Genomic DNA, 22,386 nt, shown 5'->3' with positions numbered 1-22,386 from the left:
AGGGCAGCCGACTTTCAATTTCTAGCCATCCTCTAGTCGAGGAATGCCAGACAAAAGCCTATCGGAAGTGGTGGAATGCAGGGTTTAGGTCTGGTCGAGTAAATTGGCCAAAGGTCCAGGAAGGTTTTCAGTTGCTCAAGTCTTCTGTCGCAATGCGGATCGCATCATGGGCCACCAATGGGAGGGGTTGCCTTGAATTTCCTTATCCGGCCTCCGATAAAATAGGTATCACCCAATTGATTCCATCTCCCAGGAGGGCAGGTTGGCGCCTGGAAGTAATTTGATCGTGAATGAAGATCTTAAAGAGCGAATCGCAAGTTGGAGTGTGGTTTGGCCACGTGACCAGAGGGAACTGTGGACGAACCTTCTTGCCAGTGAATCATCAGTTTCTTCCAGCGGCTTTCCCATTCTATCCGAACAGGCCTTTTCACTCTTTCTGGAGCAGGTGCCGCACTTGTTTTTGGATGGCTTGGAGATTCTGAATTTCATTTCCCAATGTCGCTATATGCTTGAGGCCAGTCACGGATGGGAAGACAGTGATGAAGTCAGCGTAGACCGGGCCTTGAGTGTTGTCCGCAATATCGTCAATACAGCGGGGGTCACTTCCGGAACGGACCTGTGGACTCTCAGGCACATCCTGAATTCCTTCCATCAGTTGGGCTTGGTCGAAGCCTTTAAGCAAAACAAGCCGCTCACGACCGAGGGCTTAGCCAAGAAATTCGCCCTGGATTCTGCCCAGCTGGAGCAGGATTTAATAATGCTCCATTCGCGTGGCATTCTCGCTTTGTCCTCCCAAGGGTATGCACTCAACTCTCGCCCCTGGGCGCAGAATATTTTTTCCCAGATCTCGCCACTGGACAGACGATTTTGTGAGGATATGGTGGAGAAGATTGGCCAGGGCTTGGCGCTCGGATCGGGCACTGATGAAGTGAATGAATTTTTTCAGCTTTCGAACCATCCCTCGGACAGTGAAGGCTGGTATCCTACACTAAATGATATCGAACTTGGATTTCGCATTGTACCTTTGGTGATTGCGCTAAGGACCCAAGGATTCACTTCTCAGCTAAAGTATGAGACTTATATCCAAGAGATAGTCCCAGGCCTGACTCCCAATCAACTCAGTTGCCTGCGACGAGCCGGACTGATTGCTGACAACGACGCCGTAACGCTGCTTGGGGACCGAGTATTTGCCCGGGCACCAGGACCCTACGGAATTATTCACGCCTATCACTCTTATATGGCTCATCATACGACCTTGTTAAAAGGTCAAAAGACCGAGGTGTGGGTGTCTCGTGGGGCAAACGTCGTCGCGAGTCAGCAGGCCAACGCCAAAACCTTTCATCTGATCAATGAGAGTCTGTCCCGGTACTGTGAAGCAACGGGCTTTGATTATGACGTGTACATCGAACATGCCGTCGGCCAAGGTGAAGCAACCCGCCAGCACTACAAAAAACATCCTGACAAGACTGTGCACTATTTTGGTGCCGATCTAGAGGAGGCGGCCATCGCCCGAGCTGAGGAGGCACGGAGTCGGGGTGAACTGCCGGCTGATATGCGCTTTGTTCGCAGGGCAGATATTGGCGAGCCCGAAATCCTCATCGACGCCATCATGCGGGCAGGTTGTAAGCCCCAGGGAGCAGTGATGGTGGTGGGAAATGGTTTTCATGAAGTTCGAAATCAATCTAATGAGAAGATGATCCAGGTCTTTAAGAAGTATTGTGATGCGGGGATTCTCGTGATCTTCACAGAGGAATCAGCTCTTTCGGATGAGGATCTGCTGGCTACGGGTTGGAACACCTATCATGCGGGTTTTCGCTATTTTCATGCGATATCCGGGCAAGGGCTGAGGCCAGCAATTGATGATCCCAATAGCCCCTGTGATCGACTTAGTTGGCACAAGTGCGCCTCTTTGGCGGGTTATGAGGTCAACTCTGAGTACACCACCCGCACACGCACCATTTATCCTTATCCACGCAAAAATGGCACCAACCCAGCCATCAGCGTGAACTACTTCTGTATTCCACGAAAAAACTAGGGATACAGCCGCTGTCTCAAATTGAGACGTCGATCGGCCCTGAAAAGTCTGCAACTTTTTGAGACACCAGGGGTTACTGAGACATCAAAGGGGGATAAACCGATGAGTACGGACTTACATCTTCGGCTACCTGTTGTCGCAAGCCTATTTCTTTTCATTCTAAGTGGATGTAGTGGATTCCAGGACTTCCAGCCTCGCCAGGAGGGTCAAGTCTATGAGCAGGAGGGCGGAGAAGACCTGGGCGGAGAGCCTCCAGGGGTGGAAATCCCCATCGAAGAGATACCTGGAATGATCGCCGTTAAGGTTCAAGTTTATCTCTATGAGTTTGAGGCCGCACCCTCCTTTGGCGCCACATTTTCAGATCAACAGGTCTTGGAGGCATTTGATGTGACCAATGCCATTTGGCAGCAGGCAGGAATTAAATTTGAGATTACGGATATCCAAACCAAATACGTCACGGCTCAGGAGTTTCCAGCCGGAAGTGAACTTCTAGGATCTCAGGAAATCAAACCAGTCCTGGCGCGCATTGCCCCGCCGACGACTGATTCCCTGACCTGGAAGGTGGCAATCATTCGCAAGTTCAATTTTGGCGCCGCCGGTCTATACATGGGTGGAGTCGGCACAGCCTATTACACAGAACTTAACCGACAAAATGAAACTCACTATAACATTCTTGCTCACGAGCTGGGACACAGCTTGGGCCTAGGTCACGAAGAAATCTCTGGAAATCTCATGGGCCCAAGTGGCGATCCGTCACAGGCTATTCAATTGAGTGAACAGCAAATTGCCACCGCCCGGGCTCAAGCCTTGATTGGTCCCATGTCGTCAGTCCCACCCAAATAAAACAAACGGCTTATTCGGGAAATCCCAGCCGAATCCACTCCAAAAGAGTCGAGAGTTGTTCTTGATCCAATCTCTTAACTCGGGAGTTCTTCGGCGGCATGGGCTCAAAGGGATCTAAAATCACCTGAATCAAATAGGTCTTTTCGGCTTCCGGATGATTAAATAACAATTTGCTTTGTGACATCGTGGAGTCGTAACTGGAAAAATCCAGATATTTCACCTGACCATTGGGGTTGTGACAAACAACGCAATGGGGGCGAAAGAGGTTTTCCGATAGGGATTCCCATGTGGGCTGTAAATTCCTCTCAGGGATGTCAATGGGTAGGTCACCAACTTCGCGGGGACCACCGGCATCCACCCAAGAGAGAAGAAGCTCTCGCTGGCGGCGCGAAAGGGCCGGGCCATCTTTTGGCATTCGGCCGGCGCGTACAGAGGTTCCAATCTCTCTGAGTTCACGCACAACCGAATCGTAGTCACTGTAGTGCTCATGACACCTGACACAGCTCCTGTCTAAAACTTCAGAAGAGGTGGTGGCGAAGTCCAGACTCTCTGTGGTCTTGTCAAATCCCATGCCGTCATCGGCGGGGATATCGTGGTGGGCTTTGCAGCCCACCATGATTAGAAGAAAGGATATTAGGGAAAGGTGGTAACGGATGGGTGTCATGGTCGGTGCCTGCCTTTTTAGAAGCGTGGGCCCTCACCAGAAAATTGAAACCAAGTGTCGTCGGCCAATTTTTCGTAGTGGGGAATGTTGCGGTCAAAGTTGCGTTTGGCCCGTTGAGCGATGAAAAAGTGCAGGCGGTTGCCATTGATCGTGTAAATGGTGGGATCAATATCAACCCGGCTGCCATTGGCCATCGCCCATGCACACCAGCCACCGTAGGTAGGCTCATACTTTAGGGGATTGGCGACGAACAGTTCCCGGTTTTCTTCTGTGGCAAAAAAGTATTGAACCCCATCATGGCTGGCGGAGAGTTCGGGGCTTCCCTGCAGTGGTTGGTTTCCTCCTTCAGCAAAATAGGAGACGGGGTCAAAGCCCTTGAGTCCTAACGCGGCAGTGCCCAAATTGTACTCGGCCACGTTGCGATCCGGTTGGATTTCGCTGGCTCCCGCAGAAGTGGTCCAGCCCAAAAATAGAAACGATAAACTTAAAAGTGCTTTCATGATTCCTCCCTTGTCCAAAATGACTTTGGATAATTGTTCTCACCCACAGGTATGAGGGTGACGGGAGAAAGTTACGAAAAAAAATAAGGCACAAAGCGTTGATCACTTTGTGCCCATTCATATCAGTCAATATATATGGAAGGCTCGTTATCTCTTACTGTTTGACGCCGTTATGCCAGAAAGTCATGGACGTGACTTCCTGAACAAAGGGGCCGTAGTCGGGGAAATCGCTCCCCTTGATGCAAACCCAGTAACTGTTGTTCTGGTCATCTTTGGCCCGCCAGTCAAAAGAAGTGTAATCGGCCGGGTAATCGGGGTTGTTCTTGGCCACAAGTTCCATGGCCTTGGCAACAGCTGCTTCGTCTTTAACAGTCACGTACTGGGGCTCCCGACGATCCTTGTTCAGGATTCCCATGCGGTAGTTGGTCCAGATGTCGTTTTCATATCCAACACTGGTGAGTTTGCCGCAGTAATTCACTTCCGCCTGAGCACCTGATTGGATCAGTAGAGCGAAAACACACAATAATAGAGTCTTTGCCATAAGCCCGTTCTCCTCGACGATTAGGTTGGTCCGCTTTTATCAATGGGTGGCAAAAACCGCAGTCCTTTGCCTTGACTTGGAGGGTTTACAGGTCTTGGCCTTGGGTAAAATTGCGGGGTTTGGTAAATTCTCCCGGCTAGGATGTGAATTCCGCTGGATCTGGGCTGTCCTCACGTGTAGCCTCTAAAGTATTGAAATGATTGGTTGGGAGGCCAAATGAAGGTGGTTCTGGTGGGGGGAACTCACGGTAATGAGAAGACGGGCGTCTACTTGATAAAAAAGTGGTTGGCCACTCAGGGCAAGGGCTTACCGGCTGATCACGAGTACCTATTTTTGTTGGCTAACCCTAGGGCAACCGAAGAAAACCGTCGATTTATTGATAGTGACCTCAATCGAAGTTTTGGCCATCGAACTCAAGCCCAAGCACATGACTATGAATTCAGCCGGGCCCGGGAGCTAACCGAGCAAGTTCAAAATTGGTCGGATAGCGAGCCCTATTTTCTGATTGATCTCCACACCACCACATCCAACATGGGCGTGACCTTTGTTTTGTCGAGAATGGATGGCTTGTCGGCTCGGGTTGTTCAAAGTGCCAGTCTGAATACGGAAAATAGCCGGATTCTCATGAACGCTGATTTGGACGGGGACTGTGTATTTGTGGAGTCCATAGCTCCTCATGGAATCATCATTGAAGTAGGGCCGGTGGCCCAAAACGTCTATGATAGTCGCAGGATTGAGCTGACTGAGATGGCCGTACATCGTGTATTGCAGGCTCTAGCCGACATGGAGTCTGATAAGGAGCGGCAGCCACCAGCTGAACTCGACTTGTACCAAGAGAAGAGGATCATTAGGTTTCCCCAAGTGCCGCATGAACACCCTCCCTGTGTGATACATCCAGATCTGGTAGGCGGAGACTATTCCGTCTTGAGGAATGGGATGCCAGTTTTTATTCAATCAGACGGGGAGGTTATCTGTTGGCAAGAAGAAGAGATTTACCCGGTCTTTATCAATGAGGCCGCCTACCTACCTCAACAGGTGGCTTTTATGGCGACTCGTAAGGTCAAGGTGGCTTTTCCTTAGTGGTCAGCGGCCTTTTTTGGAGACAAAGACTGCGGATTCAATTTTGGATTTTCCATACCTGGCCATCTTAATGAACTCAGACTTTTTTACCGGCATAAAGGCAACATTGAGCCATGCGGGACTTGTCTCCGGATGCGGGTGAGGCTCGATTTCAAGCTCCAGCTCTGGATCGTGAACATAAAAGTGATCTTCATCAAATCCCGCAAGAACGACCCAGTGGGGAGACTTTGAGCGAACCAGTTTGTAAGAGCTGATAAGGACTAGGGGAATTCGATTATTTCGCAGTGCCTTTTCCAAGTCAGATATTGATAAGCGCTGGCAACGAATTGGAATCCGGCTTTTGGAAATTTGCTTTTCAAAAACCTGGTAGACAGCTTCGATCACCTTTTTCTTCTTTTCACTGCGTACGCCATCCAAAAACAATGGATTCGCGTGGGAAACCCAAACTTCAGATTTGAAACCTCGCCGGTGGGCGGCAAGGGCAAGCCCACGGGGGCCACATCCTCCATGACCCGAGGTCATAAAGACGGTTGTTGCTTCCCGCCAAATCGCCATTTCTTCCTCTAGGCAGGGTTTGATCTTTTTTGACAGGGCGGACATGGCCATTAAAAGGGAGGCCGGCCCGCAGGTAAACTCTGTGTTTTGGTGATAATAGGGAACCTTGGTGGTCGTGCCCAGTTGAAGGGGGAGGAGGCGTTTTTCATAGCAATGGGCTTCCGTTCGGTCTTCGTAAAAGGCGGGAGTTACGCGAAATTTTCGATACCCTCTGGTCTTATAGAGTTTAATTGCCCTTTTGTTGTCTGGTCGAACCTCCAGGCGAAACCAGCTCTTTTTCCTTTCCCGAGCTGCGTTTTCAGCCTCCTCCAAAATCAAACCGCCAAGGCCCTTGCCACGGTACCTTGGGTGAACGGCAATGGAGTAGAGACGGGCAAGGGTGGTGCCACGGCGGTAAAAGATCAAAAAGTAGCCGACGATGGAATGATCATGGGAAAGCGCAACAAAAAGATCCGACTTGTCAGACTTAATGAAATGGCGAAAACTGGCCCGTGAAAGCCGGTCGGACTTAAAGCAAAGAGATTCGATCTCTATAAGAGAAGTGAGATCCCCCAGCCTGGCTTGCCGAAAATTGAGTTTCATTTCTACTTTCTACCGTGTGGGTCTGTTTGATGGCAATTGTTTACGTGGTTGTAGATCGACTTAAGGATTGGGAGCCCTATTATCCAAGCCAAAACCTTTTGACCTTTGAGCAATATGTAGCTCTGGGCTCAGACAAAGGTAATCCCGCAATGGTGATAAATCTTTGTCGATCCTATCGCTACCTCTCTCGTGGCTACTATACGGCCCTCATGGCTGAGGCCCGGGGACATAAGGTTATCCCCAGCGTGAAGGCCATTAACGACCTTAGAAAAAAAGCCATCTATGGATTGCAGGCAGAGGATCTTGAACCTGCTCTAAACAAGGTCTTTACCAAGCAGAAGTCCTCTGAAGTTAAAGAGTTCACTTTGGATATATTCTTTGGCCAAACGACCCTGACTGAGTTCTCGGATTTAGGTTGGCGGTTGTTCGAATCCTTCCCTTTTCCCATCCTCAACGTGAGATTTGCCAAAGGGAACAATGAGTGGCATGTCTCCAGCATCCGGCCAGGGTCAATCCACATGCTAGGGGAAAAGGCCGAGGACGAGTTTGCCTCCTCCCTTGAGAAATTCGATGCCAAAGTATGGAGAAAACCCCGACGCAAGAAGCAATATCGGTATGACTTGGCGATTTTATGTAATGCAGAGGAAAAAATGCCGCCTTCAAATAAGGGGGCGATCAAAAAACTCATTCGCGCGGCCAAGGATTACAACATCAATGCGGAAGTGATCGACAAGCGGGACCTGTCCCGCATTGGTGAATACGATGGTCTATTTATTCGCGAGACAACGGCCATCAACCATCATACTTATACCTTTGCTCGCGCAGCCGAAAGTGAGGGTCTAGTTGTCATCGATGCCCCCACTTCCATCGTCAGATGCGGTAACAAGGTTTACCTTCATGAGCTGTTGGCGGCCAATAAGATCAAGACCCCGCGCACCTTTATTCTTGATGAGGAAAAGGTATCTGGATTTCTTAAGGACAAGGTTTTGGATTTTCCCATGGTGTTGAAAATTCCAGATGGTTCCTTCTCCATGGGTATCTACAAGGTCAACGACGAAGCCGAATTTAGGGTGAGGTCAGAGGAGTTGTTTGAGAAGTCCGTTTTGATTCTCGTTCAGGAGTATATGTACACAGAATTCGACTGGAGAATTGGGATTCTGAATAAGCGAGCCCTATATTCCTGCCGCTACATGATGAGTAAAAACCATTGGCAAATCTACAAGAGGGAAAAGAGTGAAAAGGGAGAGAAGGTCGTCTCGGGAGGCGATCAGGCTCTTTCCATCCGCGAGACCCCTAAGAAGGTGGTGTCGGTGGCCCTAAAGGCTGCGGGTCTTATTGGCGATGGTCTCTATGGCGTCGACTTGAAAGAAAGCAATGGTGAAGTCTATGTCATTGAGGTCAATGACAATCCCAATATTGATGCGGGAGTTGAGGATCGGTATTTGGGGGATGATCTCTACGCCAAGATCATGGAAGAGTTCTACCGCCGCTTTGAAGGACGGTAGAGTTAGCGCAGAATTTTGTGTTTCTTTCCAGCTCTCTCATAAGCCTCCAAGGCTTGATTGAGTTGCTCCATACTGTGGCTAACGGTGATATGGGCACGTATTCGTGCAAAACCTTTGGGTACGACGGGGTAGCAGAGACCAATGGCGAATACTTGGTCCTTGTAGAGGGAATCAATGACCCTTTGGGTTTTAACCGCGTCGTGGCTGGCGATTCCCACAATAGGATGGGTGCTTTTGATCACACGAAAACCCATTTTGTTAAGGTTGGAGCGGAAGTACTGAATTCTTTCTTCCAGGTCCTGGCGTCGTTTTTGTCCCTGGTCGGCCAGGTCCAGGGCCGTACGCGCCGCCGCTACGGTAGGAGGTGAAGGGCTGGTGGAAAACACATAGGACTTACACTTTTGTTTCAGCCAGCGGATAATGTCTTTTTGCCCAGTAACAAAAGCCAGCTCCACCCCCGACAGGGCCACGCCAAAGCTTGCGGTGAGCAAATCGATCCGCTTGAGAACTCCGTGAACCTCGGCGCTGCCACGGCCGGTTTCACCAATCACACCAACTCCATGACTGTCGTGAACAACAACGATAGCGTCGTACTCATCGGCCAAATTGCATATGCCATCGAGGTGGGCAATCTGACCATCATTGCCAAAAACCCCTTCGGTAATGATCACGCGGAAGCGGGCCTGGGGCGACCTCTTAAGTTGGTCCTCCAAATCCTCCAGGTCGTTGCGGGCGTAAAAGGACTTTTTGGCTTTGGTCAGCTGGACGCCATCGACCACGGAGGGGTGGGAAAAGAGATCGCAGAAAATGAAATCTTGATGTGTCAGTAGGGATTCGAAGAGTCCAATGTTGGCCTGGTAAAGAGTCGCAAACAAGGCCGCGTCGGACATTTGAAAGTAATTGGCAATTGCCCTTTCCATGTCCTGGTGAATGCGGTGGGTGCCAGTGATAAATCTTTGAGAACCCATACTCACACCATCCTCTTGAATGGCTAATTGGGCTGCCTTTTTTACAGCCGGGTCCAGGGCCAAACCTAGGTAGTCCTGTGATGTGAGATCGATATAAGTTTGACCGTCGACCTGGACCGATCCCTGATCGCGAACTCCAGTCTCGTATTCATCATGAAAGAGACCAGCCGTATGAAGGTTTTCCATTTCCTTTTCCAGTAAGCTAAACATTTCGCGCGACATAACTAGGACCTCTCGTTTCGATTTAAACCAATGTACCAAACCAGACCACTGGCGCAGCCTTGCCAGGAGCCACTTTTGGAGTCCGAATACTTTTCGCAGTAACGATGAATACCTCGGGAAAGACACTTTAGATCTTGCGCATTGCACTCCCAACCCGGGTCAGCCATAAGATCCAGTGAAAGAATGGCATAGTGGCGCTTCATCTCCTCATAAACCGCTTCACGGATAGATCCGGTCGTGGCTTTGGCGATTTTGGACTTCATTCGTCTATCGACAATTCTGGGCTCTTCAAAAAGGGTGGCGATGATCACATCGGAAACTCGCTGGCAAAGGTCCCTGGCCTTTTTCCCCTTGTTGGCGCAGTTCCGTTTGGCCGTTTCGATCATACATTGGATACCCAGCTGTTTCACCACGGGGACACAGTTATTGGTGCGGACAATTCTAAGGAATTTATAGAGATTCTCAATATCCCTTTTCTTGGATTTGCCAAGGGCTACAAGGCTTTGCTCAATGTACACCTGCCTATCCAGTTGGGAAAAAGCGGAGGGGCTTTGTCCCTCACTGGCAAACATTAGTGGTGCAAAACAGATGGATAGCACCAGTACAAATACCTTGTTCATAGACGCCCCCTAGACTGGGCATAGTTAAGGCGGAAGCTGTTAACAAAGTGATTGAGGTGCATGTAATAAGGGTAGACTTCTAACAAGTCTCGGCGGTCCAATATCCAGGATGGCCCGAGAAAAACATCGAGATCTTCGAGAAAGGCCAGGCGGGTCATGCGAAAGTAGGGGTCGGCCATAAGATCTTCCGTGACTTCAATTGGATTTTCGGTGGACAAACTGGCCCGGCTCATGAGTTTTCCGTAGTGGAATTTACCGGTCGCCAGCCGCGAAACCATCTTGAGAACTTCGACGGAGTCTCCAGTCTTAAACTCCAGACTCGGATAGCGGAGGACCTTTAAGGCCACTTTGTTGCCGTTGACCGTAATGGTCCTGCGTAGAGCAGACACCGTGGTGTGGCCGTATTCGAGACAGCTAATGGAGACCACTTGCTCAGTCTTGGGTAGACGAGCGAGGGGATCACTGAGAGCTTTGTGGCGATGACGGGCAAGAAGATCTTCAATGGGCTGAAGAATCCCGAGTCGGACCAGATGAGGTAGGGGCTCTTTGATCATGTCCGTGCAGGTACCAAGAGATACATTCCACAGAAACTGGTACTCCTTACAAGCCGAAACAGTTTGGCGATACTTGGGGTCAAACAACAAGTGGCCTGATGCCATGAGGAAGGATTGGCTCAAGGAGGCTTGATCAGTGGGGTCGGGAATACGATTGGGCAGGATGGAAAATTCATCTATACACCGGCTCGGACGGAAGACGTCCTTTATTTTCATCCAGGTGGGATTTTCCGGAGGAGCAAGATTGCTTAAGATGAAATGACGTGAGCGGGCTTGTCCTGTTGCCTCGGCTACCTTGGAGTGGGTGATGGATTCCAGTCGATCCATGTCCTGTTGCCACTTGGCTTTGGTGGCATCTAGATTCTGTTGATCAAACTGGCTGACGGTGGTGTGGTAGGCACCAGCCAGAAGACGTGATGCATAGTGAAGATAGGGTTCGTCCTTTTGGCGCAAAAAGCAGAGTTTTGGTGGACCCGTCTCTACGTTGCCACAGTCACCCAATTCGGTTGCATAGCCGAGTCGAAAAGCCCGCAAAACCAACTGACATTCAGGTCTCTCCTCGGCCTTCTGCATGGATTCGTTTGGATCCTCACACGTGGGTGTTTTGCCAAGGGACATTTGAGCAGGGAACTTTTCGAGCAAACCAATCTCCCGGTGACTAAAGGCCAAAAGCCCCACCATCAGAAAGCAGGCTGGAGTGAGGAGTCTTTGCAGCCAGTAGGGCATATCAATAACCGGGTCGTCTTCGTTTCGGGCGACTGAAAAGTAAACCTGGCCAATATGAAAAAGGAGAATATCTTCCTTAGGTTTCTTTTTGAAGTGGACATTGAATCGGTAGGCGGACGGGTTTCGCGGGCGGGTGGCGCGAAAGACAATGCCTCCTACCAAGACCGCCATTAAGCCGATGGCAAAGGTGGCTAAGGGTTCTAGCTCACGCAGGTTTTCCACTTGGCTGGAATCAGAAAATACAAGCAGGACGGCGAGAATTGCGGCAAAGAAGCACCAGAATATGAGTTTGCTGCCAAATGAAATCATGTTCTATTTCAATCTATCCAAGACTTTGTCTTCAATGGTGATTCTTCTGTTTCGGGCTTTTGCAGCCCGCAGGGCATCTCTCTGTGCTGTTGTGATCTTGCCTTCAAACTTTGGGACCTCCTGTGCAGGGGAGTTGTCCGCGTGAGTGCAAATGATCACGTGATCCGGAATATTCTCGCTGTGTTTGCGAATTTCGTTGTAGGCGGCCACGGCCCGGTTGTAGCCCAGGTCGATGTTCTCTGACTTTTTGCCGTCGGCATCCGTGTGGCCGTGAATGATGAGCATCCGCTTGGTGAGTGCATTGGTCTCAAAGGTCAACACGGACTCACCATTTGAGGAGAAAAGCTCCTTAAAAATTTCACTGCCCCTTTGCGTGATGTTATGTTTGCCGGGGTTAAACAAGACGTCACCAGGGAGGTTGACCATGTTGGCGGTCTGATCCCCTATTGTGTCACTGATCCCAACGTCCTTGCCTTGGTTGATCGACCACAGAATGACAAAAAACACCATGATCATCGTCATCAGGTCCATATAAATGATCTGCCATGAGCCAGATTCTTTGCGTTGTCCAATCGATCTCATTGTTAATCCACCTCGACGCTAATTTTATTGGCAACCAGAGTTTGTAGAGCTTTCAGGAAGGCTTCGTAGTCGTAGTCCAGGGCCTTAAGGCGCTGTTGAAAACGGGCGCCAATGATCTTATAGATCGACGAAAAAACAGCTCCATACAAAGTTGTCTTAAGAGCGAGAGCAAGCTGAGGCGACAAGGCTTCAACAGTGACATCCGCCCCCAAGGTATCGAACATGGCAATCAATCCGACAATGGTTCCAATTAGTCCAAACAGCGGCATGGCATTACTGACAAAGTCAAAATTGTCCGAGGAAAATTCATAGAGTTCGTGGCACTGAACGTAATAGGAATGAGCCAGGTACTCGGCGTACTGACTGTCCTTTTGGTGTTCCTGGAGTTTCTGAATATCCAGGGCCAGCGGATTGTTCGGCAGGGTGATCTTAGACTTTTCTGCAATTGGGTTGCCAACGTAATCCCCGGTCTTGCTGCGCTTTATGCGGAGAATCTCGGTAAGAGCCGCCAAGGTGTCCTGCATATAGGCGGCGCGGCCGACCAAGTGTTTGCTGGAAAAGAAGATGGTAAAGGCAGAGACACCAATTCGCGTGACGTCTGAGCCGCTGACGTAGATCAGCAGACCAATGGAAATAGTGAACATGGAGATGAAATAGTTCTCAGTGATAAAAAACACCGAGGCAATGGCCCCCATGAGAATAAAACCCAGCAATCCACTGAGTCCTGCTCCTGCAGCTGTCTGATTGATAATCAGGGCTCGCCGGGTAATTGCCTTGTAGAAGCTACCTTCCTGGGCCATCTTCCTTCTCCTTGTTCTTGTAGTAGTCTTCGATTTGTTTCTTCACATCTTCAATGCGCTGATCATAGACCTGTCGGTATTCCACGGCTTCCAATACCTTAAAGCCTAGGAGTGTAGCGGCCAGAAGCCCAACGGTAATTGGAATATAGGGTTTGGACTTTTTGATGGGAAAATCAGGCAATCCTGAAGAAAAAAATTGGGAGAGCCAGATAATCCTGTTAAGGGGCGTGGCCCGGTTTCTCTTAAGTTCCGCATCGCCTGGCGGTACAACTCGGAGGGTGTCAAATATAGTGTCTGAAACCTTGAGTAACTGCTGTCGGTTGGCACGATGGGTGAGGAGGTGAGTCCGACCGGTCATCCAGTAATACATATATTGAGCCAGGTGATGGCGACCGTGGTGGAGGACGACGTAGGCATCGGCCAAATATGCCGGGTGTTTAGAAAAGTGATCCTTGTAAAAATTTAGACACCAATCGTAGACTTTGGCGAGACGGTCTGAAAACCCGAGGCGCCAGTCATTCAAGTAATGAGCCCAGGTGAGGATGTAGTGCTCTCTTCGGTGAACGCGGCCAATTTCACGAAGAAGAATGCCAAAAAGAAAATCCAAATCTGTGGGATCGGTGTCGTCGTAATCTTCCTCAAACTGTAGTTTGGCAAACTTCACATGGTGTTCAGTTAAGAGCTCTTCGACGATCTGTAAATCCTGAAGACTGTCGGAGATCAGCGGTACCGAATCTCCACTGCGCTGTGGACGGATGTGTCCCCACACGCCGGCGGAGGCCTCCATGGGAGGCTGGGTGTGATCTTGGAGGTAAAGCATGGCTTGCTTGGGGGTAAGGTAGAATTTGGATTTGGTGATGGCTTTTTCCAAGGCCTTCTCCGAAGTTTTTCCGCCTAACACCTTGTCGCGCTTCTTGGGCAGTACGAGGCCGAGACTCTCGTTGGCGGCGACCGGCGCCCGATCCAATTTATCCTGAGTAGCCACCTCCGGTTCGCCAATGGCATAGTCCAACATCTGAAAGGGAATGACGATGCGGGGGCGTGTGAACAGTCCCCCATAAGTCAAAATGTCCAATGAAGTTCCTGGCAAAAAGCGGATGGGCTCGATGATCGAGAGTGGAATGTCTAAGCCGAGTCTTTGATAATACCCCATCAGGTAGCGGCTGATTTCGGCATTCCAGACATCGTTGTCTTTGACCCTGTCTTTCACTTTTTTGCGATCCAGCCTCAGAGTAAACAGGCTGGACAACAAGACAAAGATAGCGATTTGAATAAGCCCAATTGTGGGAAAAATCAAAAACCAGGTGAGCTGTTGTATAGCATCTTGCTTTCCGGTTAGGAACAGGGCTAAGCCTAAAGAGGGTGTCAGATAAATGAGGAGGAGAAAGAATTTCGCAAGAAAAACTTCGATCCACGAATGAACCAACTGAAACAGGTTCCAGTGCCAGATGGTCTCGATTCCGTGAAAGGTCCCAAGTACAAAACGTCCGCCAATGAGGAGCAGGTATCCCCATGCGACTCCTCCCAGCAGGGCGAGAAGGGCTGACCAAAATCCGAACTGCTGTAGATTCACAATTGCTGAAAGAGCCTCGGGAACCAGCCAGCGGTGCGCCTGTTGACGCGCAAATACCTGGTCGATAATTCCTCCCTTGCGGACAAGTGGGCGAACGGCCTGGAGAGCCTGCACCTGAGAGGCGACGGCTGTCCGTCCGAGGGTCATAGTGCCGGAGCTTAAGATAGCCCGGGAGGGAATCTCCATGATCTGGAATTGAAGCCTTTGATCCTGAAGCTCCCCCATCCACAGGTAAGAGATTCTTGCATCATGGAGGGCATTGACCCGACAGTGAAGTTTTTGGCAGTCGAGAAATTTTTTGGGCGCGGTCACCACCTGGAGCTTTTGAAACCCCGCTATGAATTTTTCTGACGAGTCCTCAAGTGCCTTGGCCTGCCACCACTGTTGCGAGTCCGCCGCGCCAAAGTGCACAACCATCCTGAGGCGATCATCTTCCTTTGCCAAGGCGGGGTTGGGAAGGAGAAGAGTGGCCAAAAGCAAAAGGAAGGGGAGCAAGTCTTGATTCCTTGAGTGAGATGATATCGAAGGTTGATCTATCTATATTAGGAATGGCTTCTTTGAGAGGGGAGTCCGGTTTTGGACTAGGGAGGGGACAACCTTGCTGAAGTCAGTGGGACATAGAGAGGGCAAAGGTCAGGGGCTTTCGAACTAGGGCATTGCGTTAGGTGGACCAATTGAGCATGTAGTGATATATGGTCAGGTCAAATAGATCCAGAGGTCCAATTATGCTGTCTTTTCTTCCTGGTTCAGTTGTGGGGTGTATTTCCACAGCTCTTTGTCTTCTCAATGTCATGATTTGGGTGCCGACTCTGTATTTGGTGACCTTTGTGAAAGTCATCCTACCCTTGGCCGCCTGGAGACGTCTGTGGAGTCCAGTTTTGGTTTGGATAGCCGAGACCTGGATTTCCGGAAATAGCGCTATCGTGAGTTTAGGCCAGCCGATTCATTGGGACATTAAAGGCCTTGAGAACCTGAGCAAAAAGACATCTTATTTTATCACCTGCAATCATCAATCATGGGTTGATATTTTCGTTTTGCAGCACATCTTTAACAGGAAGATCCCGTTCATTCGTTTTTTTCTCAAGCAACAATTGCTTTATTTCCCGATGCTGGGTTTGGCCTGGTGGGCCTTGGATTTTCCCTTTATGAAAAGATACACGCCTTCTCAATTGTTGGCTCATCCAGAATTGAGAGGCAAAGATCTGGAGGCAACTCGAAAAGCCTGCCAGAGATTTCGGGGGGTCCCGGTTTCGATCCTCAATTTTCTTGAGGGCACTCGCTTTCGGCCGGAAAAGCACGAAAGGCAGAATTCACCCTATCGCCATTTACTCCGCCCAAAGGCTGGTGGTTTTGCCTACGCTCTGGAAGCCATGGGAGACCAATTTGCCGCTATTTTGGATGTGACGATTGTCTTTCCCGAGGGAGCCACCAAATTTTGGGATTTGGTGACAGGACGGATGCGGCGAATCGTGGTGCGGGTCTCTCAGTATGAAATACCTCCTCGCCTCCGCAAAGGCCATTACTCAGATGATCCAGCCTATCGTCAGGCAGCTAAGGACTGGGTCCAAGAGTTGTGGGAAAGAAAAGATGAATTGATGGATCATCTGGGGCAATCGCAGCCTGAACCTTGCCTGACCTGACGACTGAGCTCTCCCTGGCCTTTTGGCTGATCCGGACCACATTATTGACTGCAGACCATTGGTGGCTGACCCTAAGACAAAGGAGGAATCCACCATGGTATGGCGTCACCTGATCTTGTTGGCTCTGAGTTTATCCCTCTCCAGTTGTGCTTCCTATTTTCTGCGCAAAGAGTGCAACAAAACCAATTGGTTTTCTCATGGACAAAAGGTGGCCATGTCGGGCAAGCGCTTGGACGCTGACGACTATGTCAAGAGTTGCCAAAAGGTGGAGGCAGAGATTCATTGGGGAAATCTAGATCGCGGATTCAAATCCGGGATGGACGACTATTGTAAGCCGCAGTCGGCCTATGGAGTGGGAAAGAAGGGCGAGAACTTCAACTACGATATGTGTAGTTCCTCTGATGTCCCCAAACTGAAAACCGCTTATAACAAAGGGATTGTTGCTTACTGCAAACCCGACAATGGCTATCGAGTTGGAGCCCAGGGGCAGGCCTACCAAAATGTTTGTGTGGAACAGGACGAAGAGGCCTTTTTGAAGCGCTACTATGAAGGCCGAAAGGTTTATTTAACAACTCAAATTGAAAATAAAGAGGCCGAGATAAAGGCCCTTGACGCTAAAATCGCTGAAGGGGAGAGGGAAAGGAACAACCTGACCTTTCGACTTCGCCGTGTTCCCCTTGTTCAAAAAAAGGCGGTAACCAAGGCCTCGGCGGGGCAGCAACAGCTATCTCCGGCGGAAGAGGCAGCGATCAGGCAACGGGAGGAGTTGACTGACGATATCCGTCGGGTCGAGCGTTCTATTAAGTCCGCCAGAAACCAGCAAGATAGTTTGCGCAAAGAGATTGGAAGTCTCAAAACTGAACGCAACTCACTTCAGTAGTATTCGAACTCAGGGCATCCCGGTGGTTTTGGCAGATCCATGTGGTTGTTGCTGACGACGGGGAGACTGGCTCCAGCCCTTGAGCCATAAGATTGGGTGTTGTTTTCAGTTACAGTCTCAGTTCCACTGTTGTTATTCACCTTGATGGACCCGGGGCCTACAGTTGTCAGGTTGCTGAGAGTTAGTCTAAAGCCATTAAACGCATTGTACAGAATAAAGCTGCCACTGCCTTTGTCATTGATCATCAAGGTGTCTTGAATTGTCAGGCTCTGAGCCGAGTGACGCCGATCCGGGTTTCCGGACTCAGTGGCAAAACCAATCAAGTTGGAATTTGAGCTGTTAACACCTTGTTGAATCAAACTGTTTTTTATGACGACATCTCCACCTTCTGAGATGTCCATTTCTCGGCTGTCGACGCCGTCAAGGGAAGCGGAAACAGAACACTCAAATGTCATTTTCTGAGCCCTTGATTTGAGATTGTTCCCCTCATGGCGGGCACGGAGAAAGAGACTATTGCGTATTATCAAATGAGTGACTTCTGAACCCATGTAGATGTTGTGAGTGTAGCCTGGATCAACCGAGGATCCGTTAGCCTCAAATTTGGACGATTCAAGCAAAACCTCGCCGGCACCGCCAAGAATTCCATTTTGATTGTGATGGAAGTAACTATTCCTAACAGTAAGGCCGCCGAGGCTTTGATCGCGAATGGCAGCCCCGTTGCCCCCATCACCAGCTGAGATGCTGACCCCCGTAATCTCCAAATGAGTGAAGGTCATGTTCTTTCCTAAATTAAGAAAGTAACCCTTCTTTTGACAAACGCTATTGCGCAGCACTGGGCGTCCGCAAACACCAACGATCTCAATTCCCTCCTTGGTAACAGGGATTACCGCACACTCTTGATAATCGACGCTACCGTTAACGACTTCGATTCTTGAGCCATTGCCAGCGCTATTGACAGCTGCTTGAAGTGAGTTGGTGTCGCATCCGGGTCGATTATCTCCCGGTGGGCAGACGCGCGTGACCGTCCGGCCGTTAAAGTCGTCCGGAACAGGCGAGAGTGACATTGGGCAGTAGGTCAGAATGTCCTGATTTGATTCAGGTTGCGGCTGTGGTTGTGGTTGAGGTTGGGGCTGCGGTTCCCCTCCTGCGCTGTGAGAGTTGTCAGAAGATTCTTCGCCCACGTTCGATTCAAAAGAAGCCCCACATCCCATCGATAGGATAATGAGAGTCGCAGCTAAAACCTTATCCAATTGACACTTCCCCATGTCCAGGTCCCCAATCTATAGCACTGCAAAACCTATGCATGGTTGGAGACCGCAGGGGTGCCCTCATAAGGACCCTCTGTACAAGTGTTGGTCCCTGAACAAACTTTACTCATCTCAATGTGAGATCGGCAGGGTTTCTTTGCAGAGTGTAAAGGGTTGCGGTCATCCAAGAATGCAGATGCAATCATGGGGGATGAGTTTGCGAGTTACTTCACTCTTGTTTATTCTCTGTCTGTTGATCCTCGGCTACACCTATGGTCATGGCAGAATCATCAGTCGATTTCTTGGGGAATCCACGGAAGAGCTGGCCGATGATGTGAGTCATACCCTTGGCAAAATTGCTCACCGAGGCCGAGCCGTTGGTGAGTTGAAACTGAGCGATGTTATTGCGCTGAGGGAAAAATTTGAATTAGTAGACCCCCATGAGTACTTTCCCTTGATGGCTCCGGAGGAAGAACAGCTTTTAGGCTCCCTGCTCGAATATGCAGAAAACTGTGAGCCCGCACTCACTGTCGACAGCCGCTCGCCTTTAGTGAATAAGTTTTTCCTCTGGATTCAGTTTCAATGCGGACATGTGCAATCTTTAGGTAAGGAGTTCTTCACGTCCGAGCCTTTTTTGAGTCCGTTGGGGCCAAGCTACGTTCTACTGGCAATGGAGCACTCGAAGAAAGATGGATTACAGCTACCTGATCAGGCATGGAAATGGACTCACGTTTTGGAGAGTCGAAGTCTACTCAAGCATGGAGTGGCTCTCGGTGAAACAGAACAACTTCTTGCCCAATTGTGGCCTGGACAAATTCTGGCCATGGAGGAGCAAAGTCCTCTCATTCCTGGGCCTGAGCTTGTAGGAATTCGCGATGGGAATGGATCTTATTTATTTATTAATGGTGCTTCATTTCTGCGGGCTCTCCAGGCTAACTATCTGCAAATGATTTCGAGTCAGAAAATGGGCTGTGTGAGAGCTGGGTCCTATTGCCTCTTGAGAGATCTAGTTTCCTTGGAAGAAGACCTCCAGAGATTCACCCGGGTGGCTTGGGCGAGTGGGGCTGGTGCGGGTTTCTTTTTCTTTCTGTGGGTTGGTGTCTTCCTTTTAGGAAAACGACGGGCCGAGAGAGAGAGGCTTCTCATTATGCATACTCTCACCCATGAACTGCGGACTCCGACCACAAGTATCAATCTCTCATTGGAAAAGCTGCGGGAGCAGTTCGACCATCTCGACGAGGAAAGCCAAGGTGAGCTGTTAAGAATGGTCGACGAAGTCCAGCGTTTACAAAAGGTCATCTATGTCAGTAAAGACTATTTGCAGACGAATGCCTCTGGGCCCCTGCGCATCAACTGCGTGCCGGTGGAGTCGATAGACGACTTGCTTCTTGATGTTGCTGAGGGTTTCTCAGGCGATGTGGGTGTGCAAAGATCTGGGGCATCCAAGCCTTGGAAAGTTGATCCCTATTGGATTACTATTTGCGTCGAGAATCTTGTTCGTAATGCACTCACTCATGGCAAACCCCCGGTTCAAATCAGCGCCCGTGTTGAAGGCGAGAGAGGCGTTATTGAGGTCCAGGATAGTGGAGACCTGCCGGAGGCAGCATTGTCGGCAATCGGGACACCATTTTCAAAGTCCTCAGAAAGCTCCGGTATGGGATTGGGAGTGAGTATTGTCTATCGCGTGGCTCAGGCTATGGGTGGAAACCTAGTCGCTAAAAGAAGTCCAACGCGATTTTGTATCTACATTCCTGGAGTCGAATGTGTAGAGGGTGGGGAGAGATGATTAAAATACTTCTTCTAGAGGACGAACAGAATATTTACGAACCCTTGATGGGGATTCTCGCCGGTGAAGGGTTTGAAGTGAAGCTGGCGAAAACTCTCTCTGAGGCACGAATGGTGGCTGGAGATTTCTCCGCCCAAGCGGCGATTTTGGATTGGGGGTTACCAGACGGCCAGGGGATTGACTTTATGAAGGAGCTTAGGAATCAGGGATTTGTCGGGCCCATTATCATGCTGACGGCTCGCTCTGAGGTTGTGGACAAGGTCTTGGGATTGGAGCTTGGGGCTAATGATTATATGACCAAACCATTTGAACCCCGAGAGTTGGTGGCTCGCATACGCAGCCATTTGCGCCATCTGAGCAGTGGGCGAAGCCCTTCGGCGAAAGAAAAAAAACTTTGCTTTGCCGGCATCGAACTAGACCCTTCAGAGAGAAGGGTTGTTTTTGAGGGGCAGGACATCTCATTAAAGAAGCTGGAGTTTGATCTTCTACACCTGCTTATGGAAAACCCGGGCAAGGTGTTTACCCGCAATGAACTCCTAAATCAGGTGTGGGGAATAGATGCCTTTCCCACCACGCGAACCGTTGATAACCACATTCTTCAGCTGAGACAGAAAATCAAGGACGACCTAGTCGAGACCATTAGGGGAGTAGGCTATCGCCTCAAAAAAGAGACAAAGAGTTGACATGAAAATGACACAAGATCTGAAGGGATTGGTAAGATTAGAAAATGGCGCTTAAATATCTCCGCTTAATAGCCATAATTTTTGTGTGTATCTCCCTTCTTTTCTCCGAGTCGGATGCCCTAGGAGAGGAGGGAGACCTTTTATCCCTTCGTCAGGACTGGGAGCGGGCGCAAAGGTTGAGCATCAGCAAAAACCAAGAACAGGTATTGATTACCGCCGGCCGCCTACTTCGTTTTGGATTTCATGATTCGGTTATTCAGGACCAGGTGGCGAACTTCCTCCGCCGCCAGTTTATTCGTGGGCGCGGCCGATTGCCCACGGAATGGAATGTGCCTCAAGTTATCGATGAATTACAGTTTCAGATTCGCACCACCCAGGGCAGCATGGGGAATCACTTTTCTGTTCACCTTCAGGGTCAAACCCATGGCACTAAAGTCAAAGGAGCTCAAGTGTGGCTCTTGCAGGGCCAGGATAAAAGAGCAGTTCTCGATAGCCTAGGAGGCGATGCACTACAGGTGTCTACGAGTCAACAGCCCGACAGTTTTCGTTTTCATGTCGCCACCGGAGGCAACCAAATTCAGGTTGTCCCCGGGCTCTATCACTTACAGGTCTTCATGGAAAACGGCCAAAGAGTGGAGGGGGCCTTTGTGGTTTCTCAGGAAATGGCTCTCCCTGAACCGCCGCAGTTGGAAGCTGAGGTTTCCTCGGCTGATGATTGTCGTATCCGCTTTAAGTGGGGAGAGCCCAGTACCGAGAGTTTTCGCAGTTTTGAGGAGCGTGATATGAGTGTCGTTGTCTTCGGCAAAGGTGGGAGTCTCCACTGGCAATTGCGACCCTCGGCGAAAGTGGAGGAGATGAAGCGCGTCCAATGGCCTGAAGACAAGAGCAGGGGGATTTATGTCGAAGACCCAGGTCAGGCTCAACCTCAGCACTTTCAAGTCATGTATTCCGGAATTCGATACTTTGGGCCTCTACAGGTGTCCCGTGAAGCGGCCCGCACGGTTGAATTTCCCAAATGCCCTCGGTGAGGTTTCCCCACCTAATATTTGATTTTACCCCGGGATTTCTTTAGATCACTTCTTTGCTTTTTTCCTTCGAGGCGCTTTTTGACGGATGATTTGGTTGGTTTGGTTTTTTTGCGCGGCTTAGGGATTTTAAGAGCCGAGGTTAAAAGATCTTTAAGTCGGCTCTGACTCTCTTCAATATTGCGAGCTCTATACCGGTATTCGTCGCAACTGATGATCAGAATTCCGTCCTTGTTGAGGCGGGTCGCCAGCTTATGGCGTAGGCGCGCTTTCTGGGTGTCAGTCACAGCGGCGGAGCTCTCCAAGTCCCACCTCACATCGACTTTGGACTCCGTTCGATTGACGTGTTGACCTCCTGGACCCGAGCTCCTGCTGTAGCGATACTCCAGTTCGTCTAAAATTTTCTCCCAGATTGCTGGACTCATGCATTCACCTCGTCGCCTATTCTAGATGCAATGTGGTGTGA

General features: G+C 49.9%; 21 protein-coding genes. 9 read left to right on the top strand and 12 right to left on the bottom strand.

All coding sequences use genetic code 11. The features are described from left to right. Positions 1 to 262: 262 nt before the first annotated feature. The gene (locus H6624_08100; GenBank protein ID MCB9084294.1) at positions 263 to 2,035 is read left to right on the top strand and encodes a hypothetical protein; all 1,773 of its coding nucleotides are present in this window, start codon (positions 263 to 265) and stop codon (positions 2,033 to 2,035) included. 102 nt (positions 2,036 to 2,137) lie between these two features. Next, on the top strand, positions 2,138 to 2,878 hold the full coding sequence (locus H6624_08095) for a matrixin family metalloprotease (GenBank protein ID MCB9084293.1): 741 nt from the start codon (positions 2,138 to 2,140) through the stop codon (positions 2,876 to 2,878). 10 nt (positions 2,879 to 2,888) lie between these two features. Here H6624_08095 and H6624_08090 read toward each other — a convergent pair whose 3' ends face one another. From H6624_08090 to H6624_08080, 3 genes are all read right to left on the bottom strand, one after another. Beyond that, positions 2,889 to 3,542: a hypothetical protein gene (locus H6624_08090; protein MCB9084292.1), complete on the bottom strand. Its 654-nt coding sequence runs from the start codon at positions 3,540 to 3,542 to the stop codon at positions 2,889 to 2,891. A 17-nt stretch (positions 3,543 to 3,559) separates the two neighbouring features. Next, positions 3,560 to 4,042, bottom strand: coding sequence for a hypothetical protein (locus tag H6624_08085; GenBank protein ID MCB9084291.1), 483 nt, complete (start codon positions 4,040 to 4,042; stop codon positions 3,560 to 3,562). Positions 4,043 to 4,196: 154 nt separating this feature from the next. Next, positions 4,197 to 4,583: a hypothetical protein gene (locus tag H6624_08080; protein MCB9084290.1), complete on the bottom strand. Its 387-nt coding sequence runs from the start codon at positions 4,581 to 4,583 to the stop codon at positions 4,197 to 4,199. Positions 4,584 to 4,799: 216 nt separating this feature from the next. Between H6624_08080 and H6624_08075 the strand changes: the two genes are divergently transcribed. Then, the gene (locus H6624_08075) at positions 4,800 to 5,663 is read left to right on the top strand and encodes an aspartoacylase (GenBank protein ID MCB9084289.1); all 864 of its coding nucleotides are present in this window, start codon (positions 4,800 to 4,802) and stop codon (positions 5,661 to 5,663) included. Between the two features lie 3 nt (positions 5,664 to 5,666). On the opposite strand, the gene H6624_08070 is transcribed toward H6624_08075, so the two are convergent. After that, positions 5,667 to 6,800 carry a GNAT family N-acetyltransferase/peptidase C39 family protein gene (locus tag H6624_08070; protein MCB9084288.1) on the bottom strand — a complete coding sequence of 378 codons (1,134 nt, stop codon included), beginning with the start codon at positions 6,798 to 6,800 and terminating at the stop codon, positions 5,667 to 5,669. Between the two features lie 29 nt (positions 6,801 to 6,829). On the opposite strand from H6624_08070, the gene H6624_08065 reads away from it, so the two are divergent. After that, the gene (locus H6624_08065) at positions 6,830 to 8,305 is read left to right on the top strand and encodes a RimK family protein (protein ID MCB9084287.1); all 1,476 of its coding nucleotides are present in this window, start codon (positions 6,830 to 6,832) and stop codon (positions 8,303 to 8,305) included. 2 nt (positions 8,306 to 8,307) lie between these two features. Here the strand turns inward: H6624_08065 and H6624_08060 are convergent, their stop codons facing one another. Genes H6624_08060 through H6624_08035 form a run of 6 tightly spaced genes read right to left on the bottom strand, consistent with a single transcriptional unit; the run spans position 8,308 to position 15,154 of the window. Then, positions 8,308 to 9,495 (bottom strand): aminotransferase class I/II-fold pyridoxal phosphate-dependent enzyme, encoded by a 1,188-nt coding sequence (locus H6624_08060; protein MCB9084286.1) that lies wholly within the window; start codon positions 9,493 to 9,495, stop codon positions 8,308 to 8,310. Between the two features lie 2 nt (positions 9,496 to 9,497). Further along, a complete protein-coding gene (locus tag H6624_08055) occupies positions 9,498 to 10,115 on the bottom strand; it encodes a hypothetical protein (protein MCB9084285.1) in 618 nt (205 codons plus the stop codon). Beyond that, the gene (locus H6624_08050; GenBank protein ID MCB9084284.1) at positions 10,112 to 11,704 is read right to left on the bottom strand and encodes a hypothetical protein; all 1,593 of its coding nucleotides are present in this window, start codon (positions 11,702 to 11,704) and stop codon (positions 10,112 to 10,114) included. The genes H6624_08055 and H6624_08050 overlap by 4 nt, the downstream gene beginning before the upstream one ends. Positions 11,705 to 11,707: 3 nt before the next feature. Next, the gene (locus H6624_08045) at positions 11,708 to 12,286 is read right to left on the bottom strand and encodes an OmpA family protein (GenBank protein ID MCB9084283.1); all 579 of its coding nucleotides are present in this window, start codon (positions 12,284 to 12,286) and stop codon (positions 11,708 to 11,710) included. A gap of 2 nt (positions 12,287 to 12,288) precedes the next feature. Continuing rightward, entirely contained in the window at positions 12,289 to 13,086 is a 798-nt protein-coding gene (locus H6624_08040) for a MotA/TolQ/ExbB proton channel family protein (protein ID MCB9084282.1), read from the bottom strand. Beyond that, positions 13,070 to 15,154: a hypothetical protein gene (locus H6624_08035; protein MCB9084281.1), complete on the bottom strand. Its 2,085-nt coding sequence runs from the start codon at positions 15,152 to 15,154 to the stop codon at positions 13,070 to 13,072. Before H6624_08035 ends, H6624_08040 begins: the two co-directional genes overlap by 17 nt. Before the next feature lie 230 nt (positions 15,155 to 15,384). Between H6624_08035 and H6624_08030 the strand changes: the two genes are divergently transcribed. Both H6624_08030 and H6624_08025 read left to right on the top strand, forming a co-directional pair. Next, positions 15,385 to 16,299: an acyltransferase gene (locus tag H6624_08030; protein ID MCB9084280.1), complete on the top strand. Its 915-nt coding sequence runs from the start codon at positions 15,385 to 15,387 to the stop codon at positions 16,297 to 16,299. Between the two features lie 94 nt (positions 16,300 to 16,393). Next, complete coding sequence (locus tag H6624_08025) at positions 16,394 to 17,179, top strand: DUF2799 domain-containing protein (protein ID MCB9084279.1); 786 nt, start codon at positions 16,394 to 16,396, stop codon at positions 17,177 to 17,179. On the opposite strand, the gene H6624_08020 is transcribed toward H6624_08025, so the two are convergent. Then, complete coding sequence (locus H6624_08020; protein ID MCB9084278.1) at positions 17,173 to 18,444, bottom strand: hypothetical protein; 1,272 nt, start codon at positions 18,442 to 18,444, stop codon at positions 17,173 to 17,175. The genes H6624_08025 and H6624_08020 overlap by 7 nt on opposite strands. Positions 18,445 to 18,637: 193 nt before the next feature. On the opposite strand from H6624_08020, the gene H6624_08015 reads away from it, so the two are divergent. Genes H6624_08015 through H6624_08005 form a run of 3 tightly spaced genes read left to right on the top strand, consistent with a single transcriptional unit; the run spans position 18,638 to position 21,923 of the window. After that, on the top strand, positions 18,638 to 20,212 hold the full coding sequence (locus H6624_08015; GenBank protein ID MCB9084277.1) for a HAMP domain-containing histidine kinase: 1,575 nt from the start codon (positions 18,638 to 18,640) through the stop codon (positions 20,210 to 20,212). Beyond that, positions 20,212 to 20,895, top strand: a complete 684-nt coding sequence (locus H6624_08010; protein ID MCB9084276.1) for a response regulator transcription factor — start codon at positions 20,212 to 20,214, stop codon at positions 20,893 to 20,895. The genes H6624_08015 and H6624_08010 overlap by 1 nt, the downstream gene beginning before the upstream one ends. Positions 20,896 to 20,939: 44 nt before the next feature. Next, positions 20,940 to 21,923, top strand: coding sequence for a hypothetical protein (locus H6624_08005; protein ID MCB9084275.1), 984 nt, complete (start codon positions 20,940 to 20,942; stop codon positions 21,921 to 21,923). A gap of 11 nt (positions 21,924 to 21,934) precedes the next feature. On the opposite strand, the gene arfB is transcribed toward H6624_08005, so the two are convergent. Beyond that, positions 21,935 to 22,345, bottom strand: a complete 411-nt coding sequence (arfB, locus tag H6624_08000) for an aminoacyl-tRNA hydrolase (protein ID MCB9084274.1) — start codon at positions 22,343 to 22,345, stop codon at positions 21,935 to 21,937. Positions 22,346 to 22,386 lie beyond the last annotated feature (41 nt).

This window comes from Pseudobdellovibrionaceae bacterium (assembly GCA_020635075.1).
Taxonomy (GTDB): Bacteria; Bdellovibrionota; Bdellovibrionia; order Bdellovibrionales; family UBA1609; genus JADZEO01.
This window is presented reverse-complemented; position numbering and strand designations above follow the sequence as displayed.